This is a genomic window from Thermoclostridium stercorarium subsp. stercorarium DSM 8532, from assembly GCF_000331995.1.
Taxonomy (GTDB): Bacteria; Bacillota; Clostridia; order DSM-8532; family DSM-8532; genus Thermoclostridium; species Thermoclostridium stercorarium.
On sequence record NC_020134.1, the window covers coordinates 42,691 to 63,096 of the forward strand.

18 protein-coding genes are annotated in these 20,406 nt (G+C 45.7%); 17 read left to right on the top strand and 1 reads right to left on the bottom strand.

Features of this window, described 5'->3' with window-relative positions:
• Nucleotides 1–176 precede the first annotated feature (176 nt).
• The 8 genes from CST_RS00200 to CST_RS00235 all read left to right on the top strand — a co-directional run bounded on the left by CST_RS00200 (nucleotide 177) and on the right by CST_RS00235 (nucleotide 10,067).
• A complete protein-coding gene (locus tag CST_RS00200; RefSeq protein ID WP_015357771.1) occupies nucleotides 177–1,400 on the top strand; it encodes a Gfo/Idh/MocA family protein in 1,224 nt (407 codons plus the stop codon).
• A 47-nt stretch (nucleotides 1,401–1,447) separates the two neighbouring features.
• Nucleotides 1,448–2,215 carry a 3-ketoacyl-ACP reductase gene (locus tag CST_RS00205; protein WP_015357772.1) on the top strand — a complete coding sequence of 256 codons (768 nt, stop codon included), beginning with the start codon at nucleotides 1,448–1,450 and terminating at the stop codon, nucleotides 2,213–2,215.
• A 39-nt stretch (nucleotides 2,216–2,254) separates the two neighbouring features.
• Nucleotides 2,255–4,210, top strand: coding sequence for an FAD-binding protein (locus CST_RS00210; RefSeq protein WP_015357773.1), 1,956 nt, complete (start codon nucleotides 2,255–2,257; stop codon nucleotides 4,208–4,210).
• Between the two features lie 318 nt (nucleotides 4,211–4,528).
• Entirely contained in the window at nucleotides 4,529–5,527 is a 999-nt protein-coding gene (locus CST_RS00215) for a methionine ABC transporter ATP-binding protein (protein ID WP_015357774.1), read from the top strand.
• The gene (locus tag CST_RS00220; protein ID WP_015357775.1) at nucleotides 5,520–6,182 is read left to right on the top strand and encodes a methionine ABC transporter permease; all 663 of its coding nucleotides are present in this window, start codon (nucleotides 5,520–5,522) and stop codon (nucleotides 6,180–6,182) included. Before CST_RS00215 ends, CST_RS00220 begins: the two co-directional genes overlap by 8 nt.
• A 33-nt stretch (nucleotides 6,183–6,215) precedes the next feature.
• Nucleotides 6,216–7,025, top strand: a complete 810-nt coding sequence (locus tag CST_RS00225) for a MetQ/NlpA family ABC transporter substrate-binding protein (RefSeq protein ID WP_015357776.1) — start codon at nucleotides 6,216–6,218, stop codon at nucleotides 7,023–7,025.
• Nucleotides 7,026–7,305: 280 nt separating this feature from the next.
• Complete coding sequence (locus CST_RS00230; protein ID WP_015357777.1) at nucleotides 7,306–8,691, top strand: TldD/PmbA family protein; 1,386 nt, start codon at nucleotides 7,306–7,308, stop codon at nucleotides 8,689–8,691.
• A gap of 2 nt (nucleotides 8,692–8,693) precedes the next feature.
• Nucleotides 8,694–10,067 (top strand): TldD/PmbA family protein, encoded by a 1,374-nt coding sequence (locus CST_RS00235; RefSeq protein ID WP_015357778.1) that lies wholly within the window; start codon nucleotides 8,694–8,696, stop codon nucleotides 10,065–10,067.
• A gap of 13 nt (nucleotides 10,068–10,080) precedes the next feature.
• Here the strand turns inward: CST_RS00235 and CST_RS00240 are convergent, their stop codons facing one another.
• Nucleotides 10,081–10,683 (bottom strand): GntR family transcriptional regulator, encoded by a 603-nt coding sequence (locus tag CST_RS00240; protein ID WP_015357779.1) that lies wholly within the window; start codon nucleotides 10,681–10,683, stop codon nucleotides 10,081–10,083.
• Between the two features lie 197 nt (nucleotides 10,684–10,880).
• On the opposite strand from CST_RS00240, the gene CST_RS00245 reads away from it, so the two are divergent.
• From CST_RS00245 to CST_RS00285, 9 genes are all read left to right on the top strand, one after another.
• On the top strand, nucleotides 10,881–11,468 hold the full coding sequence (locus CST_RS00245; protein WP_015357780.1) for a GntR family transcriptional regulator: 588 nt from the start codon (nucleotides 10,881–10,883) through the stop codon (nucleotides 11,466–11,468).
• A 116-nt stretch (nucleotides 11,469–11,584) separates the two neighbouring features.
• Nucleotides 11,585–12,757, top strand: coding sequence for a MalY/PatB family protein (locus CST_RS00250; RefSeq protein ID WP_015357781.1), 1,173 nt, complete (start codon nucleotides 11,585–11,587; stop codon nucleotides 12,755–12,757).
• Between the two features lie 103 nt (nucleotides 12,758–12,860).
• On the top strand, nucleotides 12,861–14,561 hold the full coding sequence (locus tag CST_RS00255) for a peptide ABC transporter substrate-binding protein (protein ID WP_015357782.1): 1,701 nt from the start codon (nucleotides 12,861–12,863) through the stop codon (nucleotides 14,559–14,561).
• A gap of 217 nt (nucleotides 14,562–14,778) precedes the next feature.
• The gene (locus CST_RS00260) at nucleotides 14,779–15,699 is read left to right on the top strand and encodes an ABC transporter permease (RefSeq protein ID WP_015357783.1); all 921 of its coding nucleotides are present in this window, start codon (nucleotides 14,779–14,781) and stop codon (nucleotides 15,697–15,699) included.
• 12 nt (nucleotides 15,700–15,711) lie between these two features.
• Entirely contained in the window at nucleotides 15,712–16,644 is a 933-nt protein-coding gene (locus tag CST_RS00265; RefSeq protein ID WP_015357784.1) for an ABC transporter permease, read from the top strand.
• Nucleotides 16,645–16,662: 18 nt separating this feature from the next.
• Entirely contained in the window at nucleotides 16,663–17,703 is a 1,041-nt protein-coding gene (locus CST_RS00270) for an ABC transporter ATP-binding protein (protein WP_015357785.1), read from the top strand.
• The gene (locus CST_RS00275; protein WP_015357786.1) at nucleotides 17,704–18,669 is read left to right on the top strand and encodes an ABC transporter ATP-binding protein; all 966 of its coding nucleotides are present in this window, start codon (nucleotides 17,704–17,706) and stop codon (nucleotides 18,667–18,669) included. It abuts the gene before it with no gap.
• A gap of 3 nt (nucleotides 18,670–18,672) precedes the next feature.
• Complete coding sequence (locus tag CST_RS00280; RefSeq protein WP_015357787.1) at nucleotides 18,673–19,134, top strand: RidA family protein; 462 nt, start codon at nucleotides 18,673–18,675, stop codon at nucleotides 19,132–19,134.
• A gap of 20 nt (nucleotides 19,135–19,154) precedes the next feature.
• Nucleotides 19,155–20,369, top strand: a complete 1,215-nt coding sequence (locus CST_RS00285) for a metal-dependent hydrolase family protein (protein ID WP_015357788.1) — start codon at nucleotides 19,155–19,157, stop codon at nucleotides 20,367–20,369.
• Nucleotides 20,370–20,406: the final 37 nt, after the last annotated feature.

Below are 20,406 nucleotides of genomic sequence, written 5' to 3' on the forward strand. Positions count from 1 at the left end.
AATTACCGCAAAAATTTTACTTCCTGTTATTGTGGAGAAAGTTGTGATAAGATGAAATTAGTTAATAGGTCATGCCTTTAAAGATAGTATATATTATCATTGCCTGAAATTCTACAACATACTTGCTTATTAATTTGCTTTTTTTATGCCGGATACAAAACGGGGGGGATTTATCAATGGAAAGGTCGGTTTCGGTTGTTGTTGTCGGAATCGGAGGGTTTGGTTACAGTTATCTCAAAGGAATATTCCATAACGGGGACAGATGCAAGATAAACATAGCGGGGGTTGTCGAGCCGTATCCGGAAAACTGCGCATGCATTGCCGAAATAAAAAACAGAAACATACCCGTTTTCAGAAGTCTTCAGGAATTTTATTCAAGCAGTTTTGCAGATTTTGCAGTTATCGTCTCACCAATTCAGTTCCACAGTGATCAGGTCTGTTACGCTTTGGAAATGGGGAGCCATGTTTTATGCGAAAAACCTATCAGTGCAACGGTGCAGGACGCAAGAAAAATGATGAAAGCAAGGGACAAATCGGGAAAAATTCTCGCAATAGGCTATCAGTGGTCGTTCAGTGATGAAATTCAGCAGCTGAAAAAGAATATACTTTCGGGGCTTTACGGCCGGCCGAAGAGACTGAAAACAATTGTTTTGTGGTCCAGGGGCGTTAAATATTACAGCAGAAGCTGGGCAGGCAAGTTAAGGGACGCGTCGGGCAGATGGATCCTTGACAGTATTGCCAACAACGCCGCAGCACATTATCTTCATAACATGTTTTTTGTAACCGGAAAAAGCAAATACATCAGTGCGGTTCCGAAAACCGTTCAGGCTGAATTGTACCGGGCGAACGACATTGAAAACTTTGACACCGTGGCGGCAAGAATTTTTACTGATGATAACACCGAAATGATGTTTTTTGCCTCCCATGCCCATGCAGCTGAAGGGAAAATACTGAAATTCTGCTATGAATTCACCGAAGGCACGATTTACTATTCCGATGAGAGAGGAAACATTTCCTTTGAAGCCCGTCTGAAAAATGGTTCGGTAATTCGTTATAATAATCCGTCTCTTGACAGCTATTCAAAATTTTGCAGATTTATTGAACAGGTAGGGAACAATGAACCGGTCTCCTGCGGCCCTGAAGCGGCTTATTCCCACATTTTGTGCGTTAACGGCATGCAGGAATCAATGCCCGGGATTGTAACTTTCCCGGATAATCTGATTAAGAGGGAAAAACTCTCTGACGGGGATGAGGTAATTTTCGTCGAAGGTCTTGAGAATACCCTGACCGAATGCTATGAGCTTTGGAAGTTACCAAGCGAAAAGGGTATTGCGTGGGCAAAAGCCGGAAAGGAAATAAACCTGACGGGTTATTCATTCTTTCCTGCGCAGACTCTTTAGCTCAGAAGAAAATTATACTTTTACCGGATGAAAAGGAGGGATAGGCTGTGAAAAAAACGGCGGTAGTCACCGGGGGAAGCCGCGGAATAGGGCTGGGAATTGTCAAGCAGCTTGGGGCCGACGGCTTTTCAGTGGTTATAATGTCGTCAGGACCGGAGGAAAAATACAGGGGAACGCTTGATGAACTGAAAAAAAGAAATGTGGATTATTTATATGTTCAGGGTGATATAGCCAAACACAGTGACAGAGTAAAATGTGTTGACATGGCGGTTGCAAGGTATGGCAGAATAGACGTACTTGTCAACAATGCCGGCGTTGCTCCGAAAGAACGCGTAGACATTCTTGACATGACCGAAGAAAGCTATGACTACGTTATGAATATAAACACCAAAGGTACGATGTTTATGACTCAGTACGCGGCCAAGAGAATGATGATTCAGGAGCCTGTAAACGGAGTCCGCGGGATAATAATAAATATATCCTCTATTTCGGCCGAAGTCTCTTCGGTAAACAGGGGGGAATACTGTATTTCGAAGGCCGGAATATCAATGCTCACGAAGCTTTATGCCGACAGGCTTGCGCCCGAGGGCATTTATGTTTATGAAATCCGGCCGGGTATAATTGAAACAGATATGACGGCTAAAGTCAAGGACAAATATGATCGGATGTTTCAGGAAGGAATATGTCCCATAAACAGGTGGGGAACCCCTGAAGATGTAGGTCTTGCGGTTTCGGCTCTGTGTTCTGGCAAATTCAGGTATACCACCGGACAATGCATTTACGTGGACGGAGGTTTCCATATCCGCCGGCTTTAAGTGTGTGAAACGATTATGGAATAAAAGGGGGATAATCCGGTGAGATTTTGTAAAATCACCGTCGGAGACTATGAGATACCCGTGTATTCCTGCAACACCGTTATTGCAGGAAGCGGTGCCGCAGGCCTGAGTGCCGCGGTCAGGCTTTATGATTTCGGTCAGAAGGATATCGCAATAGTGACCGAGGACATTTCAGCCGGCACATCCCGGAATACCGGCTCGGATAAGCAGACGTATTACAAGCTTTCGCTTGAAGGCTCTGAACCCGATTCGGTAAGGGAAATGGCTGAAACTTTGTTTGAAGGACAGTGTGTGGACGGAGACATAGCTTTGGTGGAGGCCGCATTGTCGGTTCAATGTTTTATGAAACTGGTGGATATGGGCGTTCCGTTTCCTGTGAACAGATACGGGGAATTTATCGGCTACAAGACCGATCACGACCCGCGGAAACGGGCAACCTCTGCAGGTCCCCTTACGTCCAGGCTGATGACCGAGGCTTTGGAAAGAGAAGTCCGCGAAAAAAACATACCTGTTTTTGAGCACCTCCTTATTGTTAAAATCCTGAAAGAGAACGATAAAGTTGCCGGATTACTGTGCCTGAATCTGACGCCCGGCTGTGACAGGGAAAAGATGTTTACCGCGTTCTGCTGCAAAAACATTGTTTACGCCACAGGCGGCCCGGCGGGCATGTATGCCCATTCAGTGTACCCCGAAAGCCAGCACGGCGCAACCGGGGTGGCTTTTCTGGCGGGAGTGAGGGGCAAAAACCTTACCGAATGGCAGTATGGCCTGTCGTCGGTAAAGCCGAGGTGGAATGTGTCGGGAACATATATGCAGTGCCTACCGTGCTTTTTTTCCACAAGGCAGGACGGTTCCGACAGGAAAGAATTCTTAAGGGAATATTTTAAAAATGACGGGGAACTTCTTTCAAAAACCTTTTTGAAGGGATATCAGTGGCCGTTTGACGTGAGAAAGGCCAGAAAAGGGTCGTCGGTAATAGATATTCTTGTTTATATTGAGCTGTTTTTAAAAAACCGGCGTGTTTTTCTTGATTTCACAAAAAATCCTGTTCAGAATATTGATTTTTCGGTATTGAATGATGAAGCATACAATTACCTTAAAAAAGCAGGGGCACTGTTTGGCACCCCGGTGGAGAGGCTTCTTCATATGAACGCTCCGGCGGTGGAGTTTTATAAAAACCACGGCATTGATCTGTCAAAGGAGCCACTTGAAATAGCCCTCTGTGCGCAGCATAACAACGGTGGGCTTGATGTTGACATCTGGTGGCGGACCAATATTGAAGGCTTGTTTGCCGTCGGAGAGGTTGCGGCGACCCATGGCGTATACCGGCCCGGCGGCAGTGCGTTGAACGCGGGTCAGGTAGGGGCTTTCAGGGCCGCAAGGTTCATTGCGTCAAAACGCACAGGTGATCCTGCGGATATTGCATCCTTTGAGGAAATAAGCCGTCCTCAGATTGAAGAAATAACGGGGCTCGCCGCAAAGGTTTTTAAAAACCGTTCCAATGTGAATGAATTGCTGGATTATACCCGCAGGAGGATGAGTGAGGTTGCTGCAGCCGTGCGGGATATCCACAGAATTGAGGAATATATCCGGTATGTTGCAGGCCTGATTGAAAATTTTGCCGAAAAGGTTTGCATCAGCGACAGGCGGGAACTTAAAGATGTATTCATCCTTTACGACACGCTGATAAGCCAGTATGTGTATTTAAACGCAATGAAAGATTACATCGAGCGCGGGGGAAAAAGCAGGGGTTCTGCGCTGTATTATGATCCCGACGGGGAATTAATCGGAAATCTGCCTGAAATGTTCAGGTTTAAACCCGATGATCAAGGCATGAGCAACATGGTGCAGGAAGTAACCCTCACCAGAACAGGTGTAAAGTTTAACTGGCGTCCGGTAAGACCGATCCCTGCCGAAGACGGCTTCTTTGAGAATATATGGCGGCTTTTCAGGGAGAACGGTAGTGTTTATTAGGTAAAAATTCCAAAACCCTATTGACATATAAGAAAAACTGTTATATTATCACACTAATCAGTTCTTATTTTATTTTGAGGTAAGGAGTGCATTATGAGAACCAACGTATCGGCATATTTGAATATGAATGCTTCCGATATGTGTCTTTCAGATATGTACATGTGTATGTGCATGTCCATGCCGTGCTGTTCTCATATTGCTTTCTGCTCCTATCTTTAGTATCACTGTACATATAGAAAGATCTTATGAATGATTTATCATAGAAAAAGTAGGAAGCAGAAAGCTTCCTACTTTTTTTTGGTTTGAGGGGGATATTAATTGATAAGCCTGAGAAATCTGTGCAAGACCTTTGAAACGGCCAATGGGCCAGTGGAGGTTCTGAAAAATATCGATCTGGATATAAAAAAAGGTGAAGTCTTTGGCATTATAGGGCTGAGCGGTGCGGGAAAAAGTACGCTGGTCCGATGTATCAACCTTCTGGAAAAGCCCACTTCAGGAGAAATAATTTTCGACGGAATGAATCTGATGAAATTAAGCAGGAAGGAACTTCTTAAAGTAAGGCAGTCCATGGGCATGGTATTTCAGAGTTTTAACCTTTTACAGCAGCGGACGGCGTTAAAAAACGTGTGTTATCCACTGGAAATTGCCCATGTTCCGAAAGACAGGGCAAGGAAAAAGGCTGTTGAGTTGCTGGAGATGGTCGGGCTGGCGGATAAACTGAACGCTTACCCGTCCCAGTTATCGGGCGGGCAGAAGCAAAGGGTTGCAATTGCGCGGGCTCTGGCAACCGATCCAAAAGTCCTGCTGTGTGACGAAATCACCAGCGCGCTTGATCCGAACACAACCCGCTCTATTTTGGAGTTATTGCAAAACATAAACCGTACCATGGGAGTCACGATAGTGATGATAACTCATGAAATGGAGGTTATTGAGCAAATATGCCATCGTGTTGCGGTAATCAACGGTGGCAGGATTGTGGAGATGGGTGACGTTAAGGAGGTTTTCCTCAGACCCCGTTCCGAAACCGCAAAGCAGCTTATCCTGCCAAAGAGCGGCGAAATACACAGAATGACCGGGAAAAAATGCCTGCGCATAATTTTCGACGGCAATTCCGCCTTTGAACCCATTATTTCAAACATGACCCTTGAGTGCAGGGCGGTTGTGAACATATTGTATGCAAACACGAAAAGTATTGAAGGAAAAGCCTACGGCGAAATGCTTCTGCAGCTTCCCGACGATGAAACGTCAATAAAGCGGATACTTGCGTACCTCGACGAAAAAGGAATTTATTACAGGGAGGAAGAGATAAATGTTTGACAGGGGAATGCTTGAATTACTGGGAATGGGAATTCTGGAAACGCTGTATATGACGGTGGGTTCCACGGCGCTGGCATATGCATTCGGCCTGCCCCTCGGTGTACTGTTATACGTGACCGACAAGGACGGTATTTATCCGATACCGGCTGTAAATAAAATACTGGGATTTATAATCAACTTTCTTCGCTCGGTTCCTTTTCTGATTTTGCTTGTGTTCCTTATTCCGCTTACACGGGCGATTGTGGGAACGACAATAGGTTCCACCGCAACGATTGTACCGCTTGTAATTGCCGCTTCGCCGTTTGTGGCAAGGATGGTTGAGTCTTCACTGAAAGAGGTGGACGGAGGAGTCATCGAAGCGGCTCAGTCAATGGGAAGCACCACGTTTCAGATAATATACAAGGTTCTTCTTCCCGAAGCCAAGCCTTCGCTCATAATAGGAGCCGCAATTACGATAACCACGATACTTGGATATTCGGCAATGGCGGGTTTTGTCGGGGGCGGAGGCCTTGGTACGATAGCGGTGAATTACGGATATTACAGGTATCAGCGTGATGTTATGGCTGTTACGGTGGTTTTGCTTGTAATCATTGTTCAGATATTTCAGGAAGTCGGTATGCGAATTGCAAAGCATTCGGACAAAAGGATTAAGTAAATTTATTAAATAAAATATAAAAGGAGGATGAATATGAAAAAATTTTTAAGTGTACTTATTTTTCTTACATTGTTTGCTTCTTTGCTGACAGGCTGCAACAAAACCGAAAAGAACACCACCATCAAGGTAGGCGCAAGTGTTACACCCCACGCCGAAATTCTTCAGGTTGCAAAAGAAATTCTGGCTGAGAAGGGATATAATCTTGAAATTATAGAGTATAACGACTATGTACTCCCCAATATTGCCACCGACACCGGAGAACTTGACGCCAATTATTTCCAGCACCTTCCGTACTTACAGAATTTTAATGAGGAAAACGGAACAAAGCTTGTTTCGGTTGCAGCCATTCACTATGAACCCTTCGGGATTTACCCCGGAAAAACAAAGTCCCTTGATGAGCTTAAGGACGGAGCGGTTATAGCAATTCCTAACGACGGTACAAATGAGGCAAGGGCGCTGAAACTTTTGGAGGCTCAGGGATTAATCAAGTTAAAAGAGGATGTGGGCTTTACCGCAACGGTGCTTGATATCGAGTCGAATCCGAAAAAACTTGTGATTAAGGAAATGGAAGCCGCTCAGCTTGCAAGGGCATTACAGGATGTGGATCTTGCGGTTATTAACGGGAACTATGCCATTGAAGCCGGACTGCACGTCAACAGGGACGCACTTGCAATTGAAGACAAAGAATCCGAAGCCGCTCAGACATATGCGAACATAGTGGCCGTAAAGGAAGGAAATGAAAACAACGAAGCAATTAAGGCGCTGATAGAAGCACTTAAGAGCGAGAAAGTAAAAGAATTCATAAATAAAAAGTATGAAGGTGCGGTTATACCGGTATTCTAAAATGGCTTAAATTAATATCCCCCAAATATTTAAAAACAATGCCGGGTTAACTTTGAAAAAAACCGGCATTGTTTTTTTTTTGCTGCAAGTTTATATGACTTTTTGTCTTCTTCAGAAAACTTCGGTTCATTGTCAAATTAATCGCCCGGACCAAAAGAGGTTGTATTTGTAAAAGTTATTCAGGATTAAGAAATTGACTGATTAAGTTGACAAACAGCTCAAAACGGCAATATACTATTTTTAAACTATTCACTGAACATTTTAGTTAGGGGGCTTCACATTGTTAACGACGGGTGAAATGGAAAAAATCCTTCAGACTGCTCTTTCGGGCGGCGGAGATTTTGCAGAGCTTTTCTTCGAAGACAAGGACGAGTTAAATATAAAATGTTCCCAGCAGGTTTTGAAGGGCGTAACCAGCGTGCACATCTTTGGAGCTGGAATTTATGTGCTTTCGGGAACACGGAGTGTGTATGTTTACACGAATAATTTATCCTATTCAGGACTTCTGGACGCCGCAAGAAGAGCAGCGGAACTGCTGGATTCCTGCGAAAGGCTGGACAGAGGGCAAATTATTTTTTCAATGCAACGTGTGAAGAACCCTAACTCGGTAACCGAATATCCCGGAACTGTACCCATTTTGAAAAAAATTCAGGTGGTAAGGGAAACCGATGCCGCCGCAAGGAGCACAGGGCACACCGTAAGGCAGCTGAATGTTGATTATTTCGATACCGATCAGCGAATCCTTATAGTGAACAGCGAGGGATTATACGCCGAAGACAGGCGGATAACAACCCGGTTGCGTATACAGGCCACTGTAGAGGATGGAAACAACAGCCATTACGAATGGGCCGACTTTCCAAGCCCGCACGGTTTTGAAACATTCAGAGACAAAAATGATTATATTTCCTTTGCAAGGAATTTCATTAATGATATGGCCGACAGTCTCCATGCCGTAACCGTTCCGTCCTGCGTCGTTCCTGTCGTCTTTGAAGCCGGCTCATGCGGGGTATTATGGCATGAAGCCTGCGGGCATCCGCTGGAGGCGACTGCAATTGCGGCGAATAACAGCGATTTTGTCGGAAAACTGGGCCAGAAGGTTGCTTCTACAAAAGTCACGATTATTGACGACGGTTCGATACCGGGGATGTATGGTTCGGCCGCCATTGATGATGAGGGGCATCCGACACAAAAAAACGTACTGATTGAAAACGGGATCCTGAAGGGGTATTTGTGTGACAGACTGGGCGGCAGAAAACTGAACATGCCGTCTACGGGCAGCGGAAGACGTCAGGGGTATATGTTCCCTCCCGCCGCAAGGATGACCAACACATACCTGGCTCCGGGCACCGATGATGAGGATGAGATGATCAGGACAATTGACGAGGGGCTTTTTGTAAAACGTTTGGGCGGCGGTGACAGCGGAAGGGAATTCTCGGTAGCGGTGACCGAAGGCTACTGGATAAAGGACGGAAAAATAGGCCCCCGGGTAAAAGGTCTGACACTTAATGCAAGAGGCATTGACCTGATAAACAAGGTGGATCGGGTAGGAAGCAAGTTAAAACCCGACAGCGGAGGTTTTTGCGGTTCTGTTTCGGGGCTCGTTACTACAACAAGCTTTCAGCCGAGAATACGCGTTTCGTCGATGACTGTAGGCGGGGAGGGATAAACATGGACTTTATTGACAGATATAAGAAAGCGGTTAGTAATTTACCTGAAAACATAAAGGAAGCTGAGGTTGACATAGAACGAAAAAAGAGCATACTTATCGGCGTAAGCGGCGGACAGATTGTAAAAAGCGCCGATTCGGACGTTACATCGGTATATGTGCGCGCGTCGTCGGAAAAAACAGGTTATGCATATACCGAAGATCTTGATGAAGAACCGGATAAAGTGATTTTAAAGGCTTACAATAACGGCATTGTTTCGGACGTCAGCAAAAGGGACGTAATAAACGCGCCTGAAACCGCATTTAATTCCGGTAACGCCCCAAAGTTTGAAAAGTATTTCGGGGAATCCGGCGTAAAATATTCCGGTATCATTGAAAAGGCGTTATTACTTGAAAAAATTGTCCGTGACGCGGTTCCGTCCTTAAGAAGTTCCTACGCGGGTATAAGGGTGGATACCTTTTCGTCCAGAGTTATTAATTCAAAGGGCGTTGATGTGTTTTTTGAAAGAAATGTTTATTATGCCCAGATAAAAATTACCGCCGAGCTGCATGGGGAAAATGTGGATGCCGAGGCATCGGTTTCGTCCGGCTCTCTTGAAAGGCTTGATTTTGATTCTCTGACGGACAGAGTTAAAGATTTCCTCAGAACCAAAATGGAACCCGGCACTTTCAGGCCGGGGGAATATCCCGTCGTATTAAGCCCGAATGTCGGCGTAAACATCATGATGACAGCGTGGCAGCTGTTCAGCGGTTTTAAATACTGTGACGGCTCAACCGCACTGAAGGGAAGGCTTGGCGAGGTTATTGGCTCACCGGCGTTAAGTATTATTGACACACCTTTCCACAACAGTACCGGTTACTGCTTTCCATTTGACTGTGAAGGCACGCCGGGAAGGGAAACAATACTGGTGGACAATGGGAAATTCACAGGCCTTATGCATAATTTGTTCAGTGCGTCGCAGTTAAATGCCGAGCCCACCGGGAATGCCGGGAGGGTTGCACTGCTGACGGGCAATATACCGACGGAAATAATTGTAACTCCGAAAATATGCTATATAAAGCCGGGCACCCGTCCGGCCGGGGAAATGCTTCAGAGCATGGGTGACGGTGTATATATAACCGAATCTTATGATATATTCCATTCAATAAATATCGGTTCAGGGGATTTTGCAATTCCGTGCAGGGGCATTGTCATAAAAGACGGGAAGCCTTACCGTTCCGTTTCAGCTTTAACCATATGCGGGAACCTTACAGAGCTGTTCGGAAATGTGGAGGAGACGGGCAATGATCTGCTTATAGACGAATTTTTACTCAGAAGTTACTGCGTCGGATCGCCGAGTATCCGCCTAACGAAGCTGCAGGTAAACGGGAAATAGGAGAAAGCAGAAATCATATTTCATCCTCGTCAAGCTGCAGATCCAGGCGCAGGAAGTTCAATGCGGCGTTAATGTCGTTATTTTCAAGGGAAAATACAATTTCCCGGTGGAAATTGTTCTCGGGCGAAAAACGCCCGCGTTCTATGCTTGTTATCGCGTAACGGGCAACATATCCCAGATACGGGTAAAGTACGTCGTATATGTACTCGTTACCCGACAGTTTTGCAAGGGCAAGATGAAACCTGGTGTTGATGGTTTGGTACGGATCCTTGGAATCATCCTGTTGTTCCAGAATTTCTTTAAGCGTTGCCAGGCCTTTGCCGGGATTCTGCCTTGCAATTAAACGAAGGGCCAGTGCTTCAATCTGATACCGAAGCTGCTGGATTTTCCGGCATTGTTCCGGAGTAATCTCGTTAACAAGGTAGCCTTTCCTTGGGTAACAAATCAGGTATTTTTCGTGGCAAAGTTTTTGCAGAATTCCACGCGCCGTTATTTTACTGATTCCGTATTCATCGGCTATGGACTGTTCGAGAAGCACTTCTCTGTTGGATATTTTCCCAGTAATAATGCTGTCCCGTAAAATTTCATAAACCTTATCCGAAACAGACTGGCTCATATGTCTCGCTCATCCTTTCCGGCACGCAGAAGATTATATCAGTTTTTCAGCCTTTGATCAAACACTTATTTGATTATTGAAGTTATAGCCGTTATAAGTTAAACTTAATTTATCCTGTAGAAAGATTTTATTTATTATACAAAAAAATTAATAAAGCCAAAGAAAGGTTTATATGCTTTCAAAACGGGTGGAGTTACATGAGGGAAACTTTGAGCGATAAAGTGTACAGGGCGATAAAAGATGATATAAACAATTTCAGGTTAAACCCGGACGAGTTTATCGTGGAACGGGAAATGGCGGAGCGTTATGGCGTAAGCAAGGCTCCGGTGCGCGAAGCGCTTCACCGTTTATGCAGGGAAGGGCGCCTTATAAGCTATCCGAGAAAAGGCTATCTTATTGTTTCGCTGAATGAAATGGAATTTTACCAAACCCAGCAACTGCGTTTAATTAACGAAGGGTTTGCTGTGAGAATCCTCGTGAGGGAGGCCGGCCCTGAAGATATAAAAATACTCAGGGCGATGGCTGATAAAAGTGACTGTGTGTCAAACACCGAATTTCACTGTAAAATGGCCGAACTTACGGGAAATAAATTTTTAAGGGACATTGTAGCAAATCTTCTTGATATTTCAACGCGTACCCTTAACTTAAAAAACCGTTTAAACGGCAGTAATCTGAAAACCTATCATCTCGAAATTGTTGACGCGATTGAAGCCCGTGACGAAGAAAAGGCCCTTAAATTTCTGGAGATGGATTTGAAACTCGGAAACTCAAGTTTTGGAAAATAATCTTTCAGATTTTCTTAAAAAGTGCATTGACAATTAATCGGTTGGAACAATATAATGTAACTAATTAACTCACTGAAATGTTCAGTAAATAATCCAGAAAAGAGGCAGCGTTTAAAGTGAGGAATTTCGACTTTGAAACATTGGCTGATGCACAGGACGTTGATTTAGGCACTGACTATAATCCTGATTTAATTGTTTTGTCAGGGGCGCAGTTACATTTGAAAACAGCCCCGTGCGTGATAGAGGCTCTTATAAAAAGAGCTGCGTCGGGGCTTTACGGATGGACGGCTTCGGATCGTCCGGCTTATATAAATGCCGTTAAAAACTGGATGAAAGAAGTAAGGGCTTATGAAATAAAAAAAGAGTGGATAGTTCCTTCCTATGGGACACTGAAAGCAATAAGCACATCGATAAGGGCTTTTACGGATGAAAATGACGGTATAATTGTGCAGCCGCCCGTTTATGTGCTGTACAGCCGCGTAATAACTAATGCAAGGCGCAGGATTGTCTATAATCCGTTGATATACAGGAACGGTTATTATGAAATGGACTTTGAAAACCTCGAATATTTAATGGCCAGGCCTGAAAACAAAATGATGATACTTTGCAATCCTCATAACCCGATTATGGATATCTGGGAAGAGGAGGAACTGAAAACGGTAGCCAGGCTTGCGAAGAAATACAATGTGTTGGTTGTGGCTGACGAAATCTATGCGGAACATGTATTTTACGGAAACAGGGTTACACCTTATTCCACAATACCCGAAGCGGCGGATAATTGTATTGTATGTACGTCAATCGGAAAATCCTTCAATTTTACCGGGACAAGCCATTCCAACATAATAATTCCCAATGAGGAAATTCGCAAAAAATACGTCACTCAAAGGGATGCCGAACACTACGGAAGCCTGGATCCGTTCATGTATACCGCCGTTGTCGCCGCTTATTCCAGGGAGGGCAAGGAATGGATCGACGCCTTGATAAATTTTGTCACTGAAAACATAGAAAAAGTTAAGGATTTTTTCAGCAGATATTTGCCCGACGTGACAATATGCAGGCACAGGGCCGGGACTCTTTTGTGGGCTGACTTTAACAAACTTGGCCTTACCGAGGAGCAGCTTCACGATTTCTTAACCAATGACGCCGGAATTTTAATGGATCGCGGCAGTCAATACGGCCCGGGGGGCGAGGGGTTTTGCCGTTTTCAGGTCGGCATACCGCGCAGTGAACTTGAAACTGCCCTGGAAAGGCTTCTGGAAGCAGGAAAAAGGCGCGGTATTATTAAGTAATATCGGGGTTGTAAAGCGCTTCCTGACTATGCCGTTATTTAAGGATTTGTGCCGGTATGCAGGGAAGCTCAATATATCCGGAGTATTGTAAGGAGGAGAGAAAATGATAAGAAAGCTGTCCGCATTATTTTTGGTACTTGCCGTTATTTGTGGTGTCCTTGCCGGTTGTACCACCACGGGGAATAAAAAAGATTCCGGGGGTGTAAAAACCGAAACCGGTGCTATCGAAGGAGAAAAGGACGCTTCTTCAACCGAATCACGGCTGGCGGATGAGCAGATTCTTACTTTTGTCGGACATAATGATATGATTACCCTTGACGTAAGTCTGATGAACGACGAGATGTCTGCGCTGGTTATGTACGCTGTAAATGAAGCGCTTATACGTTACAGCAAAGGGAAAATAATCCCGGGTATTGCCGAGAGGTATGAAGTTTCGGATGACGGCACTGTTTACACATTCCATTTGCACGATGCGAAATGGTCCGACGGTGAGCCTGTAACGGCTTATGATTTCGAGTATGCGTATCTGCGTCTTCTGAGTCCTGACACCGGCTCTTCCCAGATTGAATCCTTCAGTTCGGTGTTGAATGCAATGGCATATGCCAACGGTGAGATAACCGATCCGTCTGAGGTTGGTATTAAGGCCGCAGATGAAAAAACGCTGGTTATTACCCTTGCCAAACCCGATCCATTTTTCCTTGAGGAAATGGCACAGGGGATAAATTTCTATCCCATCCGGAAGGATTATGTGGAAAAGTACGGGAAAAATTACGGTTCAAGTCCTGAAACCTTTATCGGATGCGGGCCTTTTGTTCTTACGGAATGGTCTCAGGGGTCGAAAATCGTTATGGAGAAGAACCCCCTGTACTGGGATGCAGACAATATAGTTCTTGAAAAAGTGGTTGAGTATATTGTCGGTGATGAAAACACCCGTGTCGGCATGTATGACCTGGGTGAAGTCGACGGTATCTACAGTATTTCCGCCGTTCAGACGGTAAAATACAGCGGCGAGTACGGAACCCGCGCAGGAGGCACGCTGCAGCATCTGGTGTTCATGTCTAAGGAAGGGGCTGTGCTGTCGAACAAAAACCTTCGTCTGGCATTAAGCTATGCAATAGATCGTGAATCCATCGTAAAAGCGATATCACCGCCGGGAACCGTTGTCGCAGACAGCATGATTGATCCCGAAATATCTTTGAACGGTGAATCAATAATTGAAAAGTATCCTGCTTCCAGTCATGTTCCGCCGAACGGAGATCCCGAAAAGGCAAAGGAATATCTGAATGCTGCTTTGTCAGAAATGGGCCTTTCTTCACCTTCGGAGCTTCCGGAAATAAATTACGTATGTCTGGATTCCCCGACCCACAGAGCATATGCCGAGGCCCTTCAGGCACAGTGGAAAGATGTGCTGGGAGTGAATGTAAACATCAATATCATGCCCGTGCCGCAGGCCATTGGAAGCCTTCTGGCCGGCGAGTTTGACATATTCCTTAACGGTATGAGCACCGGAGTGTCTCCCGATACGCTTCTGGACAATTATACAAAAGACAATCCGAACAACTACGCCAAATGGTCCAATGACAAATATACCGAGCTGATGAATGCTTCAACAAATGCAGATAGCCTTGAAGAACGTTTTACCAAGCTGCAGCAGGCTCACCAGCTGATTTTGGACGAATGCCCCGTTGCGCCGCTGTGGCTACCGGGCACGGCATACCTGTTTAGAGATTATGTAGACGGACTCTATTACGGGCGTGAGACGGGTTCAATAGAATTTATATATGCAAGGATTTTGGCTCATTAAAATTTTAAATAATGTTGCTTTTTAACAGGGGGGGAATGGCAAATTAAGCCCGGAGCCTGTGTCAGGGCTCTGGGCGACAATTTGCCATAAAAATCATTTGAATTTCATCAAATGGGGGTCTATTATAACAGATAAGAAAACTGAAAAGGCAAATCAGTTTTTTCATCTGTTATAATCTGAATTTCCTTAAAATGTAATTAAACAGAAGGGACTTAAAATGGTAAAGTACATAATTAAACGGTTAATCATTTCAATACTGACAATATGGCTCCTCGCAACAATAACTTTTTTTCTTTTGCGCGTGCTGCCCGGTAACCCGTTTCAGACCGAAAAGCTTATATCCGTTGAAGTGCAGGAACGAATGATGGCTTATTACGGCCTGGACAGGCCGTTGATAGAACAGTACTTTACCTATATGAAAAACTTGCTTCGCGGAAATATGGGTTATTCGCTGAAATATACAAACCGCACGGTAAACAGCATAATCGCGTCCACTTTCCCCGTTTCCGCCGAACTCGGACTTAGGGCTCTTGCCGTGGCATTGCCCTTGGGGCTTGCGTTGGGAGTGGCGTCGGCGCGGAAACGCGGAAAGGCCGTGGATTACGCATGCGTGGTCGTAGCCGTAATCGGGGTTTCGATACCCAGCTTCATTATGGGATCTTTTCTACAGTATATTTTCGCAATAAGGCTTAAAATCCTGCCGGTTTCACAATGGGAATCAACAGCGCATACAATTCTGCCGACGGCGGCGCTGGCGCTGTCGCTTATGGCGACACTGACCCGTGTTATGCGCGCCAGCATGCTTGAAGTGGTAATGCAGGACTATATAAAAACAGCAAAGGCTAAAGGACTGAGTGAAGGAAAGATTGTCTGGAGCCACCAGATTAGGAATGCGATGATCCCTGTTTTAACAATGCTTGGCCCAATGGTTGCGAGCGTGCTGATGGGAACGTTTGTTATAGAAAAAATATTTGCCATTCCGGGGCTTGGCCAGCATTTTGTCAACTCAATTACAGGGCTGGATTATACTATGACAATGGGTTTGACGGTATTTTACGGAACTTTTCTTGTGTTTGCAAACTTCATTGTTGATCTTGTCTATGGAATTGTAGATCCCCGGATTAGGATTACCAAATAGAAGGAGGCAAATATGAGTAACAACATATCGGTTAATCTGCCGGAAGATGCCTTTATACATATAGATACAACTCAAAGGCAAAGCGAAATCATTACGCGGCCGGGTATTACGTTTTGGGCCGACGCACGCCGCAGGTTATTCAGAAACAGGGTTGCGATGACCGGCCTTGCGGTTATTGTTATTATAACATTGCTGGCCATATTTGTTCCCATTTTTTCGGAATATACATATGACAAGCAGGATCTTTCCAATACCAACGCACCGCCGTCGCTGAAGCACCCCTTTGGTACTGATTCTCACGGGCGTGACCTGTGGGTTCGTGTATGGGTGGGTGCAAGGGTATCACTGGCGGTCGGAATTTTCGGTTCAATAATACCGGGGATTATAGGTGTCATAATCGGCGGAATTTCCGGGTACTTCGGCGGAAAAGTCGACATGATTATAATGCGGTTTATAGATATAGTAATGTGCGTGCCTAATATGATTTACATTATCCTTATAACCATATATATAGGCACAGGGCCGGTTGCAATGGTTATAGCATTTGCATTAACGGGCTGGATGGGTATCGCAAGGAATGTTCGCGGCATGATACTTCAGCTGAAGGAACAGGAGTTTGTCCTGGCATCCCGTGCTCTCGGCGCATCGCCGGCAAGGCTTATTTTTCAGCATCTGATACCTAACACCCTTGGAATTGTTGTGGTAAGCATGACTATGGGCGTACCTTCTGCTATATTCCAGGAAGCCTTTTTAAGTTTTATCGGCCTTGGAATATCGCCGCCCATTCCAAGCTGGGGACAGCTTGCCAATTTAGGGATTTCTGTGTTCCGCATATATCCTTACCAGCTTTTGATACCTGCGGCTTTAATATCAGTTACGATGCTGTCTTTCAATCTTTTCGGCGACGGGTTGAGAGACGCCCTGGATCCGAAGCTGCGTATGTAGAAAGGAGTATTTGCAGTTATGAAGGAAAGAATCTTGGAAATAAAGGATTTGTATTTTTCCTTTGATACATATGCAGGAGAGGTCCAGGCGGTAAGGGGTGTTTCGCTGTATGTGAACAGGGGTGAAACCCTGGCCATTGTCGGAGAGTCGGGCTGTGGCAAGAGCGTTACATGTCAGAGCGTTATGAAGCTGATTCCCACACCCCCGGGCAGGTATAAAAGCGGGGATATTTATTATTGCGGTGAAAATATAACCAACTACTCCGAAAAGCAGATGCAAAAGCTCAGGGGCCGCGAAATGTCGATGATTTTTCAGGATCCCATGACAAGCCTTAATCCGACGATGCGCATAGGAAGACAAATAGAGGAAGGAATTCTCAAACACGAGAAAATATCCAGAACCGAAGCGAAACAAAGGGCAGTTCAAATGCTTAGGAAAGTGGGCATTCCCGATCCCGAAAAGAGCTGCAGGAGATATCCCCATGAGTTCTCGGGAGGAATGCGCCAGCGTGTTATGATTGCAATGGCGCTGGTGTGCAATCCGAAGATTCTGTTCGCCGACGAACCGACAACCGCCCTTGATGTTACAACACAGGCACAAATTCTGGAGTTGATTAACGGGTTAAAAAAAGAACTTGGGACATCAGTGGTTATAATAACCCATGACCTGGGTGTTGTTGCCCGCACTGCCGAACGCATTGCCGTAATGTACGCGGGAAAGGTGGTTGAAACGGGTTTTGCGCGGGATATTTTTTATAATCCGATGCATCCGTATACATCGGGATTACTGGAAAGCATGCCGTCGGGCAACGGAAACGGAAAAACCTTGACATCAATCCCCGGTTCCCCGCCCGATCTGTTTGCACCGCCCGAAGGATGCGCCTTTGCCCCACGGTGCAGGTACTGCATGAAAATCTGTACCGAGATGCAGCCCGAAATCACCGATCTGGGCAACGGCCGAAGTGTTTCATGCTGGCTTATGCATCCTAAGGCGCCGAAATATAAACTGCCCGGAAGAAAGAGAAAACTTGATACGCCGGACTTAAAGGAGGATTTGTAAGTGTCGGGGCATTTGCTTGAAGTAAAGGGATTAAAAAAATATTTCCGCGTGGGGCGAAATCAGTGGCTGCATGCCGTTGATGACGTGAGTTTTTACGTGGATGAGGGAAGGACCTTTGGTCTGGTGGGAGAATCAGGCTGTGGCAAAACCACCGTCGGGAGAACCATTATCAGGCTTTATGAAGCAGATGCGGGGCAGGTTTTGTTTGAAGGTGTCGATGTCCATAAATTAAAGGGAAAGGAATACAAACAGTTTACAAGAAAAATCCAGATGATTTTCCAGGACCCGTACGCAAGCCTGGATCCGAGGAAAACCGTTGGTGCGATAGTGGGAGAGGGCCTGAAAATACACAAACTGTGCAGAACAAGACAGGAATATACCGAGCGCGTTTATGAACTGCTGGAAACTGTCGGACTGTCGAGAGAGCATGCCAGCCGTTTTCCTCATGAGTTTTCGGGAGGTCAGCGCCAGCGGGTGGGTATTGCCCGTGCATTGGCCGTGAATCCGAAATTCGTTATTTGCGATGAGGCGATTTCGGCGCTGGATGTTTCAATACAGGCGCAGATAATAAATTTGCTTATAGAACTTCAGGAAAAATTCGGGCTGACGTATTTATTTATCGCCCATGATCTGAACGTGGTAAGGCATATTTGTGACGATACCGCGGTTATGTATCTGGGGCAGATAGTTGAAATGGCCGCAACCGGTGAACTTTTTAACAACCCGATGCATCCTTACACCGTAGGCCTGCTTGCGGCGGCGCCGGAGCCCGATCCGGACTATGAAAAAAGCCGTCCGCACATGCTTATGTCCGGTGAGGTTCCAAGTCCGATAAATCCTCCGCCCGGATGCAGGTTTGTATCCCGCTGCCCGTATGCCATGCCCAAATGCGCTGAAAAAACCCCGAAACTTACGGATATCGGTAATAAACACTATGTAGCATGTTTCAAGGCACAGGAGGGATGAAATTTGAGAATTGAAAACAAAATCCGGGAACTTGGATATAACCTTCCCGAATCCTCGCCTGCCGGAGGAATATATACACCGGTGAGAAGAGTAGGAAACGTGCTCTATGTTTCAGGGCAAATACCCTGGCTGAACGGAGAGGTTAAATACACCGGTAAAGTGGGGACGGAACGGAATATCGAATATGCCCAGGAGGCAGCACGGCTGTGTATATTAAATATGCTGGCTGCGATTAGAAATGCAGTAGGCGACTTGGATAAAATCAGGCAGATAGTGAAACTTACCGTTATGGTCAGCAGTGAACCGGGTTTTGACAAACAGCATATAGTTGCCAATGCTGCGTCCCAGTTACTGGTGAACATATTCGGGCAGGAAGGATGTGCCGCGAGGACCGCAATAGGCGTAAACCAGCTGCCTTTGAATGTCCCTGTTGAAATAGAAGGGATTGTTGAAGTGGAAGAATAATTTTTGCAGGAGGTAAGCAAATGGCCTGTTATGCTTTAAAAGGAAGGGTAATAGACGCTGTATCCGACGCGGCGATAGAAAACGGGCTTGTCGTTGTTGAAGGTGACAAGATTAAATACGCAGGTATTTATAATGAAAAGGAAATACCCGGGAACGCTGAAATTATAGACGCCGGAAAAGGAACTATTCTGCCGGGGTTTATTGACTGTCATGTCCATCTTTGCGGCGAGGCTACCGCTGGTGAAAAGAGTACAAGGTACGAAAAGCTTCTGGGGGCGGCGTATGAGATCGGAATCCTGCTTGACGCGGGATTCACAGGCCTCAGGGACATGAGTGCTTTCGGGTTTGCGCTGCAGCGCGCGGTTGATGCCGGTTATCTTAGAGGACCCAGAATTATGCCAGGCGGGAGAATTTTAAGCATAACAAGCGGGCATTGTGACATTGCCGGGGATTTGACAAAGGAAGAAGTAAATGCGACAAATCTGACCGGAAGGTTGTGCGACGGCGTTGATGAATGTATACTGGCGGTACGCGAGAATTTCAGACAGGGAGCAAAGTTTATAAAGGTAAGCGCAACAGGAGGCGTTTCGTCAATTGCTGATAATGTCAATGATGTTCAGTTCTCCTTCGAGGAATTAAAAGCAATTGTGGATGAGACGAAAAGGCACGGAACGTATGTGGCAGCCCACTGCACCGGGAACGCCGGGGCATTTCAGGCAGTAAAGGCAGGAGTCAAATCCATTGAGCATGGGGTAATGCTGGAGCAGGAAACCATTGATCTGATGGCGGAAAACGGTGTCGCCCTCGTTACAACGCTGTATATATCCTTAAACGTCGCCGGTTTTCCGGGTTTGCATCCTGTAGTCAGAGAGAAGGCGAAACTTTGCGCGGAAGCAAACATAAAAACCATTGAAATGGCAAGAAAGGCGGGCATACGCATTGCCCTCGGAACAGATTTCAGCAATTCCGCAAACACTCCATACGCAAAAAACGGCATGGAGTTTGTAGCGATGGTTCAGGCGGGAATGACCCCGATGGAGGCCATTAAAGCAGGAACCATTAACGGGGCGTATCTGATGAAAAGCGAGGACAAACTGGGAAGTCTTGAGTCAGGCAAACTTGCAGATATAGTAATAACCGACGGCAACCCTCTTGAAAACATAAGCTGCCTTGCCGATAAGGAACATATAAAGCTCGTAATGAAAAACGGCGTAATAGAGAAATTTACTCTCTAAAGATCAAATAATTTTTTGCGGTTTTTTATTTTATCTG